This window comes from Pseudomonas sp. P110(2024), assembly GCF_057480795.1.
Genome location: NZ_JBLIYT010000002.1, coordinates 18,745 through 33,869, shown reverse-complemented (window position 1 = coordinate 33,869; position 15,125 = coordinate 18,745). Strand labels below are relative to the sequence as shown.

15 protein-coding genes are annotated in these 15,125 nt (G+C 62.8%); 7 read left to right on the top strand and 8 right to left on the bottom strand.

Annotated features, from left to right (window positions below):
• Positions 1–41 precede the first annotated feature (41 nt).
• Positions 42–1,541: a glycerol kinase GlpK gene (gene glpK / locus AC25ND_RS03160; protein ID WP_182322165.1), complete on the bottom strand. Its 1,500-nt coding sequence runs from the start codon at positions 1,539–1,541 to the stop codon at positions 42–44.
• A gap of 79 nt (positions 1,542–1,620) precedes the next feature.
• Positions 1,621–2,472 (bottom strand): MIP/aquaporin family protein, encoded by an 852-nt coding sequence (locus tag AC25ND_RS03155; RefSeq protein ID WP_182322167.1) that lies wholly within the window; start codon positions 2,470–2,472, stop codon positions 1,621–1,623.
• A gap of 306 nt (positions 2,473–2,778) precedes the next feature.
• Here AC25ND_RS03155 and ybaK point away from each other — a divergent pair, with 306 nt between their 5' ends.
• Together ybaK and AC25ND_RS03145 are read left to right on the top strand one after the other, a co-directional pair.
• Entirely contained in the window at positions 2,779–3,249 is a 471-nt protein-coding gene (gene ybaK, locus AC25ND_RS03150) for a Cys-tRNA(Pro) deacylase (RefSeq protein ID WP_182322169.1), read from the top strand.
• A gap of 99 nt (positions 3,250–3,348) precedes the next feature.
• The gene (locus AC25ND_RS03145; protein WP_182322171.1) at positions 3,349–4,128 is read left to right on the top strand and encodes a PhzF family phenazine biosynthesis protein; all 780 of its coding nucleotides are present in this window, start codon (positions 3,349–3,351) and stop codon (positions 4,126–4,128) included.
• A gap of 12 nt (positions 4,129–4,140) precedes the next feature.
• On the opposite strand, the gene AC25ND_RS03140 is transcribed toward AC25ND_RS03145, so the two are convergent.
• Positions 4,141–5,250 (bottom strand): ABC transporter ATP-binding protein, encoded by a 1,110-nt coding sequence (locus AC25ND_RS03140; protein WP_486976098.1) that lies wholly within the window; start codon positions 5,248–5,250, stop codon positions 4,141–4,143.
• Positions 5,247–6,167 (bottom strand): ornithine carbamoyltransferase, encoded by a 921-nt coding sequence (argF, locus tag AC25ND_RS03135; protein ID WP_028690083.1) that lies wholly within the window; start codon positions 6,165–6,167, stop codon positions 5,247–5,249. The genes AC25ND_RS03140 and argF overlap by 4 nt, the downstream gene beginning before the upstream one ends.
• A gap of 364 nt (positions 6,168–6,531) precedes the next feature.
• On the opposite strand from argF, the gene AC25ND_RS03130 reads away from it, so the two are divergent.
• Together AC25ND_RS03130 and grxD are read left to right on the top strand one after the other, a co-directional pair.
• Positions 6,532–8,640, top strand: coding sequence for a molybdopterin oxidoreductase family protein (locus tag AC25ND_RS03130; protein ID WP_028690082.1), 2,109 nt, complete (start codon positions 6,532–6,534; stop codon positions 8,638–8,640).
• 91 nt (positions 8,641–8,731) lie between these two features.
• Positions 8,732–9,067, top strand: a complete 336-nt coding sequence (grxD, locus tag AC25ND_RS03125; protein WP_016713741.1) for a Grx4 family monothiol glutaredoxin — start codon at positions 8,732–8,734, stop codon at positions 9,065–9,067.
• Positions 9,068–9,132: 65 nt separating this feature from the next.
• Here the strand turns inward: grxD and bfr are convergent, their stop codons facing one another.
• Positions 9,133–9,606: a bacterioferritin gene (gene bfr / locus AC25ND_RS03120; protein ID WP_028690081.1), complete on the bottom strand. Its 474-nt coding sequence runs from the start codon at positions 9,604–9,606 to the stop codon at positions 9,133–9,135.
• Positions 9,607–9,806: 200 nt separating this feature from the next.
• Complete coding sequence (locus tag AC25ND_RS03115) at positions 9,807–10,028, bottom strand: bacterioferritin-associated ferredoxin (protein WP_028690080.1); 222 nt, start codon at positions 10,026–10,028, stop codon at positions 9,807–9,809.
• 213 nt (positions 10,029–10,241) lie between these two features.
• Between AC25ND_RS03115 and AC25ND_RS03110 the strand changes: the two genes are divergently transcribed.
• Positions 10,242–10,844: a peroxiredoxin gene (locus tag AC25ND_RS03110; protein WP_003254945.1), complete on the top strand. Its 603-nt coding sequence runs from the start codon at positions 10,242–10,244 to the stop codon at positions 10,842–10,844.
• Between the two features lie 75 nt (positions 10,845–10,919).
• Here the strand turns inward: AC25ND_RS03110 and rnt are convergent, their stop codons facing one another.
• Entirely contained in the window at positions 10,920–11,531 is a 612-nt protein-coding gene (rnt, locus tag AC25ND_RS03105) for a ribonuclease T (RefSeq protein ID WP_225933324.1), read from the bottom strand.
• A 59-nt stretch (positions 11,532–11,590) separates the two neighbouring features.
• On the bottom strand, positions 11,591–12,637 hold the full coding sequence (gene pyrC / locus AC25ND_RS03100; RefSeq protein ID WP_028690078.1) for a dihydroorotase: 1,047 nt from the start codon (positions 12,635–12,637) through the stop codon (positions 11,591–11,593).
• Between the two features lie 130 nt (positions 12,638–12,767).
• On the opposite strand from pyrC, the gene AC25ND_RS03095 reads away from it, so the two are divergent.
• Positions 12,768–13,745: a flagellar protein MotY gene (locus AC25ND_RS03095; RefSeq protein WP_213883551.1), complete on the top strand. Its 978-nt coding sequence runs from the start codon at positions 12,768–12,770 to the stop codon at positions 13,743–13,745.
• Between the two features lie 128 nt (positions 13,746–13,873).
• On the top strand, positions 13,874–15,091 hold the full coding sequence (locus AC25ND_RS03090) for an argininosuccinate synthase (RefSeq protein WP_028690076.1): 1,218 nt from the start codon (positions 13,874–13,876) through the stop codon (positions 15,089–15,091).
• Positions 15,092–15,125: the final 34 nt, after the last annotated feature.

Genomic DNA, 15,125 nt, shown 5'->3' with positions numbered 1-15,125 from the left:
TTGGTCAACTGGGGCTGCACGGCAGCCCCTGCATTACTAGATCAGGCGTCGTGATCTTCCCAGTCGCGGGTACGGTCAACAGCCTTGCGCCAGCCCTTGTACAGCTTCTCTTTCGCCACTTCATCCAGTTGCGGGCTGAACTCGCGTTCAATGATCGCCTTGTCGCGCAACTCGTCCAGGCCGCTCCAGAAACCGCAGGCAAGGCCCGCCAGGTAGGCCGCGCCCAGCGCCGTGGTCTCGCGCATTTTCGGGCGCTCCACGCAGGTGCCGAGAATGTCGGCCTGGAACTGCATGAGGAAGTTGTTGGCCACTGCGCCACCGTCCACGCGCAGTTCGGAGAGGCGCTGGCCGCAGTCCTGCTGCATGGCGTCGAGCACATCGCGGGTCTGGTAGGCGATCGACTCCAGGGCGGCGCGAATGATGTGATCGACCTTGACGCCACGGGTCAGGCCGAACAATGCGCCACGAGCGTACGGATCCCAGTACGGCGCGCCCAGGCCGGTGAAGGCCGGTACCAGGTAGACGCCATTGCTGTCCTTGACCTTGCTGGCGAAGTACTCGGTGTCGTAGGCGTCGTTGACGATCTTCAGCTCGTCGCGCAGCCACTGCACGGTCGAGCCGCCATTGAACACCGCGCCCTCGAGGGCGTAGGCCACCTCGCCGCGTGGGCCGCAAGCGATGGTGGTGAGCAGGCCGTGAGACGACTGGACCGCCTTGGCGCCGGTGTTCATCAGCAGGAAGCAGCCGGTGCCGTAGGTGTTCTTGGCCTGGCCCGGTTCGACGCACATCTGGCCGAACAGCGCCGATTGCTGGTCGCCGGCGATACCGGCGATGTCGATGCCGCTCTTGGTCTTGCCATAGACCTCGGACGATGGGCGCACTTCAGGCAGCATCTGGCGCGGAATGCCGAGGATATCGAGCAGCTTCTCGTCCCACTGCAGCGAATGGATGTTGAACATCAGCGTACGCGAGGCGTTGGTGTAGTCGGTGACATGCACCTTGCCGCCGGAGAATTTCCAGATCAGCCAGGTATCGATGGTGCCGAACAGCAGCTCGCCACGTTCGGCGCGTTCGCGGGCGCCTTCGACATTGTCGAGTATCCACTTGAGCTTGGTGCCGGAGAAGTACGGGTCGGTGACCAGGCCGGTGGCTTCGCGGATGTACTGCTCGTGGCCGTCGCGCTTTAGCTGGGCGCAGATGTCGGTGCTGCGGCGGCATTGCCAGACGATGGCGTTGTACACCGGGCGGCCGGTTTCCTTGTCCCAGACGACGGTGGTCTCACGCTGGTTGGTGATGCCGATGGCGGCGACCTGGGCGTGGCTGATGCCGGCCTGGGCCAGGGCCTCGACCATGGTCGCGCTCTGGGTAGCGAAGATTTCCATCGGGTCGTGTTCGACCCAGCCCGCCTGCGGGTAATGCTGGGCGAATTCACGCTGCGAGGTGCCCACCACGTTGGCGTCGCGATCGAAGATGATGGCGCGCGAACTGGTGGTGCCCTGGTCCAGGGCGATGATGTAGTTCTTGTCCAGGGTATCGGTCATGTCGGTGGCCTTGCACGAATAAGGGAGTAGGTCAGGGCGTGGCGGGCGCCGGCCTTGCGGTCCGGGCCCGGCGCTGGCATCAGGAAACCTGGGTATCACCCTGAGGATTATCGTCTGTCTGTTGGGCCGCAGCCTGGGTTGTCGGCAAGTTGCGGGCGATCACCCCACGGTACAGGGCCGCGCCCAGGCTGGCACCGAGGATTGGCGCGAACACCGGCACCAGGAAATACGGAACATCGCGCCCGCCGGTGAAGGCGACTTCGCCCCAGCCGGCCAGGAAGGTCATCAGTTTAGGCCCGAAATCTCGCGCCGGGTTCATTGCGAAGCCGGTCAGCGGTCCCATGGCGCTGCCGATCACGGCGATCAGCAGGCCGATCAGCAGCGGGGCGGTGGCGCCGCGTGGCAGACCGTTGTTGTCGTCGGTCAGGGCCATGATCACGGCCATCAGGATCGCGGTGATGATCACTTCGACCAGGAAGGCCTGGCCGGTGGACAGCGCCGGGTGCGGGTAGGTGGAGAACACCGAGGCCAGCTCCAGGCTGGCCTGGCTGCCGCGTACCATGGCGTGGCTTTGTTCGAAATCGAAGAATAGGTTGCTGTACAGGAAGTACACCAGGGCCGCGCCGCAGAATGCGCCGCACACCTGGGCCAGCATGTAGAACGGCAACTTGCGCTTGTCGAAACCAGCGAATACGGCCAGGGCGATGCTGACCGCCGGGTTCAGGTGCGCGCCGGAGACACCGGCGGTCAGGTAGATCGCCATGCTCACGCCGACCCCCCAGATGATGCTGATCTCCCACAGGCCGAAGCTGGCGCCGGCGACCTTGAGCGCGGCGACACAACCGGTGCCGAAGAAGATGAGCAGGGCGGTGCCGAGAAACTCGGCCAGGCATTGGGCGGATAACGTGGGTTCGCGTAGAGCAGTTGTCATGTGTGACCTCGGTTCTTGTTGTTGTGAGGCGCTGGGCGCTCGACAGCAAAAAAGCCCGGAGTCGATCCCCATTGACGCCGGGCAGGTACAGGTAGTGCACCTTATAGGTGCACCATTTATTCATAAACGAAAAAATATAGACAAGAAACGCTGATGTCAAAGGTCGAAAATGAACGCTTGGCCACAATCTGACTGACGCACCGGGTCGTGAATCCATGGCCGCTGCTCTAGCCTGGGACCTGCGCTGGCTGCACCGGTGGAATTGCCCTAAAGTACCGGGCGACTTGTGATCGACTGGAGCCGTTGATGACCCCCGCCCTGGACCTTTTGAAGAAGGCGCGCGCCGAGCACCGCGTGCACAGTTACGAACATGATCCGAAAACCGCCTCGTATGGCCTGGAGGCGGCGGAAAAGCTCGGCCTTGACCCGTTGCGGGTATTCAAAACCCTGCTCGCCAGCAGTGAAAAGGGCGAACTGCTGGTGGCCGTGGTGCCGGTGGTCGGGACCCTCGACCTGAAGGCCCTGGCCCACGCGGCGGGAGTGAAAAAGTGCGAAATGGCCGACCCGCAGGCTGCCCAGCGCGCCACGGGCTATCTGGTTGGGGGGATCAGTCCGCTGGGGCAGAAGAAGCGCCTGCGCACCTTTATCGATCAGTCCGCGCAACAACATGAAACGATTCATGTGAGCGCTGGGCGTCGTGGTCTTGAAGTGGAGCTGGCCGCCGCGGTGCTGGCCACCTATACCCAGGCACAGTTCGCCGAGATCGGTCGCGGCTGATCATCTGTACTGATAGAAATTCTACGACTCTGTCACTGTCGGGCCCTGGCGGCATGCCGCATGCTCGGGACCTTTCCCGCCAGATACAGGAGTCGTGGCATGCAGTTGCATTTTCATCAGGTGGACGCCTTCAGTGACCGCCCCTTCGCTGGCAACCCGGCCATGGTCTACCGCCTGGACCAGTGGCTCGAAGATGGCCTGATGCAACAGGTGGCCGCCGAGCACAACCTTGCCGAAACCGCGTTCGTGGTGGCCGAGGATGATGGCTATCGGATCCGCTGGTTCACCCCGAGCACCGAAGTCCCCCTGTGTGGTCACGCCACCCTGGCCAGCGCTCATGTCCTGTTCGACGTCTATGGTGAGCAGGCGCCGCGCCTGGACTTCAAGAGCCGTTCGGGCCTGCTGAGCGTCAGCCGTGAGAATGGCCGCCTGTGGTTGGACTTCCCGCGTCTCGAGCCGCAGCCGTTGGCCGGGCCCGTGGCGGTTGCCGAAGCGCTGGGCTGCGAGGTGCGCGAGGTCTACCAGACCCGCGAGCTGTTCGTGGTGCTCGACTCGGAGCAAGCGGTACGCGATTGCGCGCCGGACATGGCAGCGCTGGCTCGCCTGCCGGGCTTGGGAGTGATCGTGACGGCTCCAGGCGAGCGGCATGATTTCGTATCGCGCTATTTCGCTCCGGGCATTGGCATCCCGGAAGACCCGGTCACCGGCTCCACCCATTGCTCACTGATCCCGTACTGGGCGGCGCGACTTGGCAAGTCCGAGCTGCAGGCCTTCCAGTGTTCGACCAGGGGCGGTGAGCTGTTCTGTCGTCTGGAAGGCGAGCGGGTGAAGATCGGCGGGATGGCAAGGCGCGTCGCCAGCGGCACATTGATGCTGTGAGGATCTAGCGCATCAATGTGCGCAGCTGACGCGTCGCACGCCTTGCTCATGGCTGGAGAGCTGCGCAGCGACGCTACCGGGCACCGCGAACAGCACCAGGTGGTCCGCAGCAACCGCAATGCCGACATCCTGGCCGACCTGATGGTCATTGTGGCTGGGGAAAATCGACTCGAGCTGGCTGCCGGTGGGCAGTTGCAGGCGATACAGCGTCGAGGCGCCGAGGAAGCTCTTGCCGATGATCCGCGCCCGCAACGGGCTGTCGGGAGCATGGACGATATCATCCGGGCGCAGCAGCACGTCCACCGAGCTGCCGGGAGCCATGGTGTAGGCGCGGTTGCCGCGCAGCTCGCCGAGTTCGGTGGTGACCGACTCGTGGCTGCTCATCTGGCCGCGAATGAAGTAACCCTGGCCGATGAAGCTGGCGACGAACGGGGTCTGCGGCTCGTGGTAGAGGTTGTAGGGGGTGTCCCACTGTTCCAGGCGACCTTCTTTGAACACGCCTACATGGTCGCTGACGGCAAAGGCTTCCTCCTGGTCGTGGGTGACCAGGATGGCGCTGGTGCCACGGCTCTTGAGAATGTCGCGCACCTCATGGCTCAGGCGCCGACGCAGCTCCACGTCGAGGTTGGAGAACGGCTCGTCGAGCAGCAGCAGCTGTGGCTTCGGCGCCAGCGCCCGGGCCAGGGCCACGCGCTGCTGCTGGCCACCGGACAGTTCGTGCGGGTAGCGCCCGCCCAGGCCGCCGAGCTTGACCAGTTCGAGCATCTCGTCGACCACCGCCGCCTGGCGCGGATGCTTGCCGATGCCGAAGGCGATATTCTGCGCCACGGTAAGGTGGGGGAACAGGGCGTAGTCCTGAAACACCATGCCAATCCGGCGCTTTTCCGGGGCCAGGGTGAACCCGGCGCGGGAAATGACTTCGCCGGCTAGCTGGATTTCGCCATCGTGCACCGGCTCGAAGCCGGCGATGGCGCGCAGCGTGGTGGTCTTGCCGCAGCCGGAGGACCCCAGCAGGCAACCGATGTCGCCTGCGTTCAGGTGCAGGTTGAGGTTCTGGACGATGCGTTGCTCGCCATAGCCGCAGGCGAGGTTGCGCAGGTTGAGCAGTAGCTGTTGACTCATGCGTGGTGGTAAGCCGGTTCTACAAGGAATTCCAGAAGGGCCTTCTGCGCATGCAGGCGGTTTTCAGCTTCGTCCCAGGCGACCGAACGAGGGTCGTCGAGCAGGTCCTGGCTGATTTCCTCGCCACGGTGGGCGGGCAGGCAATGCATGAACAGGGCATCGGGTGCCGCCAGGTCGAGCAGTTCGCGTGTGACCTGGTAAGGCGCGAAATGCGCCAGGCGCCGTGCAGTTTCCTCTTCCTGGCCCATGGAAGTCCAGACATCCGTGGTCACCAGGTGAGCGCCGCGCACGGCTTCTTTCGGATCACGGATGATCTGCACGCGGTCACCGCCCAGCGCCAGGAAGCGTTGATCAGGCTCGTAGCCTTCAGGGCAGGTGATGCGCAGTTGGAAATCGAACTGCACGGCAGCTTCGATATAGGAGTTGCACATGTTGAAGCCGTCGCCGACCCAGGCCACGGTCTTGCCCTGGATCGCGCCACGGTGCTCGAAGAAAGTCTGCATGTCGGCCAGCAGTTGGCAGGGGTGCGACTCGTCGGACAGGCCGTTGATGACCGGCACCTTCGCGTTGGCGGCGAACTCGGTGAGGGTGCTGTGGGCGTGGGTGCGGATCATCACCGCGTCGACCATGCTCGACAGCACGATGGCGCTGTCGGCGATCGGCTCGCCGCGGCCCAGCTGGGTGTCGCGTGGCGACAGGAAGATGGCCTGGCCGCCGAGCTGGATCATGCCGGCCTCGAAAGACACCCGGGTGCGGGTCGAGGACTTCTCGAAGATCATGCCCAGCACGCGGTTTTTCAGCGGCTCGAACAGCACGCCTCGTTTGCGCAGGTCCTTCAGCTCGATGCCGCGACGGATCACGCCGAGCAATTCGTCAGCGGTGAAATCCAGCAGGGAGAGAAAGTGCCTAGCGCTCATGATTGACTACCTTATCTGCAACGTTTTGCAGGTCGACCGTATGGGTTTTGTTGACAACGGGGGTGACCTGCGGCGTAAGCCGCACAGGGCGGACGGAATAGGGAAAGGCGCAATACTATAATTAAATGTCGCCTGAAACCAAGAGGGGAAACAGCGTCTCTGTGTCAATGGGTGTCGTAAGCCCTTGCCGGCTAGCTGTTTTTTATTTGCTACAGCGGTTGTACACGGCTCGGAGCGCTTTTGGCAAACCCGTTGTCGCGAATCGTCCCCCTGATGTCGTCCGATTCACGTCGCGAACCTTTCTAGCGAGCCTCGATCGGCGGGCGCATAGTCGAGTCTTTAAAATAACAAGGCAGAGGCGGCCATGACCAAGACCCTGCATCACCGAGCCTGTCACCTGTGCGAGGCCATCTGTGGCCTGAATATCGAAGTCACCCATGAAACAGATGGCCCGGCGCGGATCAGCTCGATCAAGGGCGATCAGCAGGATCCGTTCAGCCGCGGCCATGTCTGCCCCAAGGCGGTCGCCCTGCAGGACATCCAGGAGGACCCCGACCGTCTGCGCCAGCCTCACCGGCGCATCGGTGACCAGTGGTTGCCGATCGACTGGAACGAAGCCTTCGCCCTGGCCGCCGAGCGGTTGTGGGCGATCCAGCAGGCCCACGGGCGCAACGCGGTGGCCGTTTACCAGGGCAACCCCAGCGTGCACAACTATGGGCTGATGACCCACAGCAACTACTTCCTCGGCCTGCTCAAGACCCGCAATCGCTTCTCTGCGACCTCAGTGGACCAGTTGCCGCAGCACCTGACCAGCCACCTGATGTATGGCCATGGCCTGCTGTTGCCCATTCCGGACATCGATCAGACCCAGTTCATGCTGATCCTGGGCGGCAATCCCCTGGCTTCCAATGGCAGCATCATGACCGTGCCGGATGTGGAAAAGCGTCTCAAGGCGCTCAAGGCCCGAGGCGGACAATTGGTGGTGGTGGATCCGCGGCGCAGCGAGACAGCGGCGCTGGCTGACCAGCACCTGTTCATTCGCCCCGGTGGCGACGCGGCGCTGTTGTGTGGCCTGCTGCATACGCTGTTCAGCGAGAACCTGGCCCGGGGTTCGCATCTGCCGGTCACTGGGCTGGAACAGGTGCGCGAAGCCATCCTGCCGTTCGATGCGACCGCCATGAGCGCGCTGTGTGGTATTCCGGCGGAGGCGATCCGCCAGTTGGCGCGAGATTTCGCCGCTGCCGACAAAGCGGTGTGTTATGGCCGAATGGGTGTATCGACCCAGGTCTTCGGTTCGCTGTGCCACTGGTTGGTGCAGTTGATCAACCTGGTCACCGGCAATCTTGATCGCGAGGGCGGTGCCCTGTGCACGACACCTGCGGTCGACCTGGTCGCCAGCACTTGCGGCGGGCATTTCGACCAATGGCGCAGCCGGGTCTCGGGCTTGCCCGAGTACGGCGGCGAGTTGCCGGTGTCGGCCCTGGCCGAAGAGATCCTCGAACCCGGGGAGGGGCAGGTGCGGGCACTGGTGACCGTGGCGGGTAACCCAGTGTTGTCCACGCCCAACGGGCGACGCCTGGACGACGCCCTGGCCGGCCTCGACTTCATGCTCAGTATTGACTTGTACATCAACGAGACCACGCGCCATGCCGACCTGATCCTGCCGTCGACCTCGGCGTTGGAGAACGATCATTACGATTCCACCTTCAACCTGCTGGCGGTGCGCAACGTTACCCGCTTCAACCGGGCAATCCTGCCCAAGCCCGAGGGCGCATTGCACGACTGGGAGATCTTCGTGGGGCTGGCCAAGGCTTTTGCCGAGCGCGCGCAGGTCGAGCTCAAGGCCACCCTGCCGCCGGCACAGATGATCGACTTCGCCCTGCGCAAGGGGCCTTATGGCGAGCAGACGCCCTGGAAACTCTCGCTAGGCGTGTTAGACGCGCATCCCCATGGCCTTGACCTCGGGCCGCTGCGCGCCAACCTTACGACGCGCCTGCGCACGGCCAGCGGCAAGGTCGAGGCGGCCCCGGGCGTACTGCTCGAGGACCTGCGGCGCCTCGCTCATATGGCCGCGCCTGCGGATGACCAGTTGCTGCTGATCGGCCGTCGGCACGTGCGCAGCAACAATTCGTGGATGCACAACTACCATCGGTTGGTCAAAGGCAAGCCGCGCCATCAGTTGCTGATGCATCCGGACGACCTGCGCCGGCGGCACTTGCAGGACGGTCAGATGGTGCGGGTGCGCTCGCGTACCGGGGTAATCGAGGTGACGGTGCAGGCCAGTGAGCAAATGATGCCAGGCGTGGTCAGCCTGCCCCATGGCTACGGCCATGGGCGCCAGGGCGCGCGCTTGCAGGTGGCTGCTGCACAGCCGGGGGCGAGTGCCAATGACCTGACCGACGAACACTTGCGCGATGGCGTTTCCGGCAATGCCGCCCTCAATGGCGTGCCGGTACAGGTCGAGGCCGCATGAAGTACGGTAAGGCCGAGCACGCTGCTCGGCTTTCCGATACAATGCGTCACCGTGCCGACGACCCTGTCGGAAAGTTCAGCCGAGGTGCTTCATGGATATCATCGATACAATCAAAGAGCAGATTGCCAACAACACCATTCTGCTTTACATGAAAGGTTCGCCGAATGCGCCGCAGTGTGGCTTCTCGGCCAAGGCTTCGCAGGCAGTGATGGGTTGTGGTGAGAAGTTCGCCTATGTCGACATCCTGCAGAACCCGGAAATCCGCGCCAACCTGCCCAAGTACGCCAACTGGCCGACTTTCCCGCAACTGTGGGTGGCCGGTGAGCTGGTCGGTGGCAGCGACATCATGCTGGAAATGTTCGAGAAGGGTGAGCTGCAGACCCTGATCAAGGAAGCGGCCGCCAAGGCCAAGGCTTCCGAAGCCTGATCCGGCGTTTGCCGCAAGTAGCAAAAAGCCCCGCCTAGGCGGGGCTTTTTTGTAGCTGGCGAAACTTACTCTTCGCCCATCTGCGACTGCAGGTAGTTCTCGATAGTGATCTTGTCGATCAGGCCCAGCTGGGTCTCCAGCCAGTCGATGTGCTCTTCCTGGTCTTCGAGGATGTCTTCGAGCACATCGCGCGAGCCGAAGTCGCCAGCCGTTTCGCAGTGGGCAATGGCGGCCTTGAGGTCGGCATGGGCCTTTTTCTCAAGTTTCAGGTCGCAGTCGAGCATCTCCTTGGTGTGCTCGCCGATCATCAGCTTGCCCAGGTCCTGCACGTTGGGGATGCCTTCGAGGAAAAGGATGCGCTTGATCAGCTTGTCAGCGTCCTTCATCGCCTGGATGGATTCTTTGTACTCGAGCTTGCCGATTCTGTTCAGGCCCCAATCTTCGTACATGCGCGCGTGCAGGAAGTACTGGTTGATTGCGACCAGCTCGTTTCCGAGGATCTTGTTGAGATGCTGGATGACGCTTACGTCGCCTTTCATGATGGGGTCCTGCCCTGTAGAAGTTGAGCCAATACAGAGAAGTTTGAGCCTGAGCTATTCCTATGTCAAACCTAAGTTATTGAATAATAAGTGAAAATTAATCGGAATAAGAATGTTTGTGAACCGCGTTCGAGCGCTAACTTATTGAATTGCAGGCATAAAAAAACCGGACGCTGGGTCCGGTTCTTCGAATTCGGGAATTATGCCGCATTGAACTCAACGGGGTAGGGCAGGCTAGCCTGCTGGCTTAGTTGCAGCTCGGTGAGGGTTTCGCGTACCACCTGCTTGGCGAGGCAGGCGCATTTGCCGCACTGGCTGGCCACATTGGTGGCGGCTCGCACTTCTTTGTAGCTGCAGCATCCTTCGTAGATCGCATCGCGGATCTGTCCATCGGTGACACCGACACAGAGACACACATACATAAAGGCTGACCGTCGCGGGTTGAGTCGATGCGTTGGAGAGTAATGGTAATGAGAATGCTTGTCAAAGCACTTTGTGTGAGGTGCGTTCCAGAGCGACCGGCGGTCGAGATTCGGCCTGTCACGTAAAGCTGTGTATGATGGTCGGCCTTTGCTGGATCCGGGGGACGTGTTCCGCCCGGGCAAGGTTTTTCACCCCTCATCAGGAGAGATCGAATGAGCGTACTCGTTGGCAAAAAAGCCCCGGACTTCACCGTTCCAGCCGTGCTGGGCAACGGCGAGATCGTAGACAGCTTCAACCTGGCCTCGGCCATCAAGGGCAAGTACGGCCTGGTATTCTTCTACCCGCTGGACTTCACGTTCGTCTGCCCATCCGAGCTGATCGCCCTGGACAACCGTATCCCTGACTTCCAGGCGCGCAACGTGGAAGTGATCGGTGTGTCGATCGACTCGCACTTCACCCACAACGCCTGGCGCAACACGCCGGTCAACAACGGCGGTATCGGTCAAGTCAAGTACACCCTGGCAGCCGACATGACCCACGAAATCTGCAAGGCCTACGACGTCGAGTCCGAAGGCGGTGTGGCCTTCCGTGGCGCCTTCCTGATCGACACCAACGGTGTTGTCCGCTCGCAGATCGTCAATGACCTGCCGCTGGGCCGCAACATGGACGAGCTGCTGCGCCTGGTAGACGCCCTGCAATTCCACGAAGAGCACGGCGAAGTCTGCCCGGCCAACTGGAAGAAAGGCGACAAGGGCATGAACGCTTCGCCGGAAGGCGTTGCTGCCTATCTGAGCGAGAACGCTGGCAAGCTGTAATTGCCACGCGTATAAAAAACCGGCCCTGGTGGCCGGTTTTTTTATGCCCCGCGAGCATGTCGCGCTAGGCGGGCTTCAATCGTTGAAGTCGCGCCAGCCGCCCATTTCTTTCCAACGATTGACGATGCCGCAGAACAGCTCGGCGGTCTTCTCGGTGTCGTAGCGCGCCGAATGCGCTTCGCGTCCGTCAAAGTCGATGTCCGCGCTCTGGCAGGCACGGGCCAGCACGGTCTGGCCGTAGGCGAGGCCGGCGAGGGTGGCGGTATCGAAGCTGGAGAACGGGTGGAACGGGTTGCGCTTGATGTCGTTGCGCGCCACTGCGGCATTGAGGAAGCCCAGGTCGAAGCTGCTGTTGTGCCCGACCAGGATTGCCCGCTTGCAGCCATTGGCCTTCAGCGCCTTGCGCACGCCGCGGAAGATATCGGTCAGTGCGCTTTCCTCGCTCACCGCCATGCGCAGCGGGTGGTCCAGCTTGATGCCGGTGAATTCCAGCGCGGCCGCCTCGATGTTGGCCCCTTCGAACGGTTCGACCCGGTGGAAGTAGGTGTGTTCGGGGAACAGGAAGCCCTTCTCGTCCATGCCAATGGTGACGGCGGCGATCTCCAGCAGCGCGTCGGTGGCGCTGTTGAAACCGCCGGTCTCGACATCCACCACCACTGGCAAGTAGCCACGAAAACGCTCGGCCATGGGGTGGCGCGAGCCGCTGCTGACTTGGCTGTCCTGGTCGTCTTCGTACAGGTCTTCGCTCACGCGTTGTCCTCCAGCAGGCGCCAGCGCAATTTCTCACCGGCGCGCAGGGGGATCACGGTGTTGTCGCCGAACGGCAGGCTGTCCGGCGCGGTCCATTCCTCACGGACCAAGGTGATGGTGTCGGTGTTGCGAGCAAGGCCGTAGAAGTCCGGGCCGTGCTTGCTGGCGAAGCCCTCGAGCTTGTCCAGCGCGTTGCGCTGTTCGAACGCCTCGGCGTACATCTCGATGGCGGCGTAAGCGGTGTAGCAGCCAGCACAGCCGCAGGCGGCTTCCTTGGCATGCTTGGCGTGGGGCGCCGAGTCGGTGCCGAGGAAGAACTTCGGATTGCCGCTGGTGGCGGCATCCAGCAGCGCCACCTGGTGGGTGTTGCGCTTGAGGATCGGCAAGCAGTAGAAGTGTGGGCGGATACCGCCGACCAGCATGTGATTGCGGTTGTACAGCAGGTGCTGGGCAGTGATGGTCGCACCAACGTTGGCTGGCGCCTCGGTGACGAACTGCGCGGCGTCGCTGGTGGTGATGTGCTCGAACACTACCTTCAGGGTCGGGAAGCGTTCGACCAGGCGGCGCATGTGCTCGTCGATGAAGCGCTTCTCGCGGTCGAACACGTCGATCTCGCTGCGTGTGACTTCTCCGTGCACCAGCAGGGGCATGCCGGTTTCGGCCAGGGCCTCGATCGCCGGGAAGATATTGTCGATGCTGGTCACGCCCGAATCGGAGTTGGTGGTGGCGCCGGCCGGGTAAAGCTTGGCAGCGTACACGATCCCGCTGGCCTTGGCGGCACGCACATCGTCAGCGCTGGTACGGTCGGTGAGATAAAGCACCATCAGCGGCTCGAAGCGGCTGCCGGCGGGTCGTGCGGCAAGGATGCGCTCGCGGTAGGCAGCGGCCTCGACGGCGTTGCGCACTGGCGGAACCAGGTTGGGCATGATGATGGCGCGGGCGAAGGTGCGCGCCACGTCACCGACGGTGTGTGGCAGAACGGCACCATCGCGCAGATGGATGTGCCAGTCGTCGGGGCGCAGGAGGGTCAGGCGATCGGACATTGGAGATTCCAGGCGGGTCGAACTCAGAAGCCAATGCTACCGGAAAACCCCTGTTCGAGCACGGCTATCAAGTTTTCCGACGGGCGACCGATAGCGTTCAGGTAAGCCGCCAGAATCTGTGGAGCCGACCGTGCGCCAGCGTTACCTAGCCCTGTTCACCCTCGTTGCCAGCTTGCCGGCCGGGGCAATGACCTTCCAGACCCGCGTGGAGAACGTCGCCTGGAAAGTTGAGGGTGACCAGTTCGAATGTCGCCTGATCCAGCCGATCGACGGTTTCGGCAGCGGCGAGTTCGTGCGCCGCGCCGGCGAGCAGCCAACCTTCCAGCTGCGTTCGGACAGCAATATCCTGGGCGCCGGCTCCGCCACCTTGCTGGCCGCCGCCGCGCCCTGGCAGCCCGGGCGCGGCGACATCAACCTTGGTGCGGTGCATATGGCCCGTACCGGGGTGTTGTTCACCTCCAGTCAGGGCCAGGCCAGCCGTTTGATCAACGGCCTGCTCGATGGACGCAGCACCGTGGTGCGCAACTACCGCGGCGAAGGTGGCCGGCCGATGGAAGTGCATGTGATGCCGGTCAGTTTCGCCAAGGCCTACAGCGACTACCAGCTGTGCGCCGCCAAGCTGCTGCCGATGAACTACGACCAGATCCGCCAGACCCAGGTCGGCTTCCCGGGGGGCGGGATCGAGCTGGACAGCTCGGCGCGCGCGCGCTTGGATGTGCTGCTGGACTACCTGAAGGCCGATCCGACGGTCAATCACATCGAACTCAATGGTCACTCCGACAACAGCGGCAATCGTCTGACCAACCGCGACACCTCGCGTCGACGGGCGCTGGCGGTGGCCGAGTACCTCAAGGCCCATGGTGTGCCGGAAGAACAGATCACCGTGCGTTTCCATGGTGAGCGCTACCCGCTGGCCAAGAACAACAGTGCCGCCAACCGCGCGCGCAACCGCCGGGTGAACATCCAGCTCGAGCGCGTGACGCCGGTCGAGAAGCCGGTGGAGAAACCGGCAGCGCCGGTGCCGCCGTCGACCCCGACACCCACGGCTACCACACCTGCGCCAACGCCTGCGGCTGCTGCCACGCCGTCCGCTTCGGCGAAATCCTGAGAGCGACCACGGGTCGCGCTCTCGACAATTCCTGTCGCTTTGTCGTCACAAGCTGTCGCCCCATTGTAAATATTTCGGCAAGGCCGGTAGAATCAACGGCTTTCCGTACAACCCCGTGGAGTGATGGCATGGCGGACGTAAAAAAGGTCGTATTGGCGTATTCCGGCGGCCTTGATACTTCGGTGATTCTCAAGTGGCTGCAGGACACCTACAACTGTGAAGTGGTGACCTTCACCGCTGACCTCGGCCAGGGCGAGGAGGTCGAGCCGGCCCGCGCCAAGGCCCAGGCGATGGGCGTGAAAGAAATCTACATCGACGACCTGCGCGAAGAGTTCGTGCGTGACTTCGTCTTCCCGATGTTCCGCGCCAACACCGTCTACGAAGGCGAGTACCTGCTGGGTACCTCCATCGCCCGTCCGCTGATCGCCAAGCGCCTGATCGAGATCGCCAACGAAACCGGCGCCGACGCCATTTCCCACGGTGCCACCGGCAAGGGTAACGACCAGGTGCGCTTCGAGCTGGGCGCCTATGCGCTCAAGCCAGGCGTCAAGGTCATCGCCCCGTGGCGCGAGTGGGACCTGCTGTCCCGCGAGAAGCTGATGGACTATGCCGAGAAGCACGGCATCCCGATCGAGCGCCACGGCAAGAAGAAATCGCCGTACTCGATGGACGCCAACCTGTTGCACATCTCCTACGAAGGCGGTGTCCTGGAAGATACCTGGACCGAGCATGAGGAAGACATGTGGCGCTGGAGCGTCTCGCCGGAGAATGCCCCTGACCAGGCCACCTACCTCGAGCTGACCTACCGCAACGGTGACATCGTTGCCATCGACGGCGTCGAGAAGACCCCGGCCACCGTGCTGGCCGACCTCAACCGCATCGGCGGCGCCAACGGCATCGGGCGCCTGGACATCGTCGAGAACCGCTACGTCGGCATGAAGTCGCGCGGCTGCTACGAGACCCCGGGCGGCACCATCATGCTCAAGGCCCACCGCGCCATCGAGTCGATCACGCTGGACCGCGAAGTCGCTCACCTGAAGGATGAGCTGATGCCCAAGTACGCCAGCCTGATCTACACCGGCTACTGGTGGAGCCCGGAGCGTCTGATGCTGCAGCAGATGATCGACGCCTCCCAGGTCAACGTGAACGGCGTCGTACGCCTGAAGCTGTACAAGGGCAACGTCACGGTCGTCGGCCGCAAGTCGGACGATTCGCTGTTCGATGCCAATATCGCGACCTTCGAGGAAGACGGCGGCGCCTACAATCAGGCCGACGCCGCGGGCTTCATCAAGCTCAATGCACTGCGCATGCGCATCGCGGCCAACAAAGGCCGTTCGCTGCTGTAAGCCTATGGTGTATCAGAAAAAACCCGGCCTTGGC

Bases quoted from the DNA above. Each gene is read 5' to 3' on its own strand.
- glpK (WP_182322165.1), bottom strand. From the start codon at position 1,541: ATGACCGATACCCTGGACAAGAACTACATCATCGCCCTGGACCAGGGC.
- AC25ND_RS03155 (WP_182322167.1), bottom strand. From the start codon at position 2,472: ATGACAACTGCTCTACGCGAACCCACGTTATCCGCCCAATGCCTGGCC.
- ybaK (WP_182322169.1), top strand. From the start codon at position 2,779: ATGACCCCCGCCCTGGACCTTTTGAAGAAGGCGCGCGCCGAGCACCGC.
- AC25ND_RS03145 (WP_182322171.1), top strand. From the start codon at position 3,349: ATGCAGTTGCATTTTCATCAGGTGGACGCCTTCAGTGACCGCCCCTTC.
- AC25ND_RS03140 (WP_486976098.1), bottom strand. From the start codon at position 5,250: ATGAGTCAACAGCTACTGCTCAACCTGCGCAACCTCGCCTGCGGCTAT.
- argF (WP_028690083.1), bottom strand. From the start codon at position 6,167: ATGAGCGCTAGGCACTTTCTCTCCCTGCTGGATTTCACCGCTGACGAA.
- AC25ND_RS03130 (WP_028690082.1), top strand. From the start codon at position 6,532: ATGACCAAGACCCTGCATCACCGAGCCTGTCACCTGTGCGAGGCCATC.
- grxD (WP_016713741.1), top strand. From the start codon at position 8,732: ATGGATATCATCGATACAATCAAAGAGCAGATTGCCAACAACACCATT.
- bfr (WP_028690081.1), bottom strand. From the start codon at position 9,606: ATGAAAGGCGACGTAAGCGTCATCCAGCATCTCAACAAGATCCTCGGA.
- AC25ND_RS03115 (WP_028690080.1), bottom strand. From the start codon at position 10,028: ATGTATGTGTGTCTCTGTGTCGGTGTCACCGATGGACAGATCCGCGAT.
- AC25ND_RS03110 (WP_003254945.1), top strand. From the start codon at position 10,242: ATGAGCGTACTCGTTGGCAAAAAAGCCCCGGACTTCACCGTTCCAGCC.
- rnt (WP_225933324.1), bottom strand. From the start codon at position 11,531: ATGGCCGAGCGTTTTCGTGGCTACTTGCCAGTGGTGGTGGATGTCGAG.
- pyrC (WP_028690078.1), bottom strand. From the start codon at position 12,637: ATGTCCGATCGCCTGACCCTCCTGCGCCCCGACGACTGGCACATCCAT.
- AC25ND_RS03090 (WP_028690076.1), top strand. From the start codon at position 13,874: ATGGCGGACGTAAAAAAGGTCGTATTGGCGTATTCCGGCGGCCTTGAT.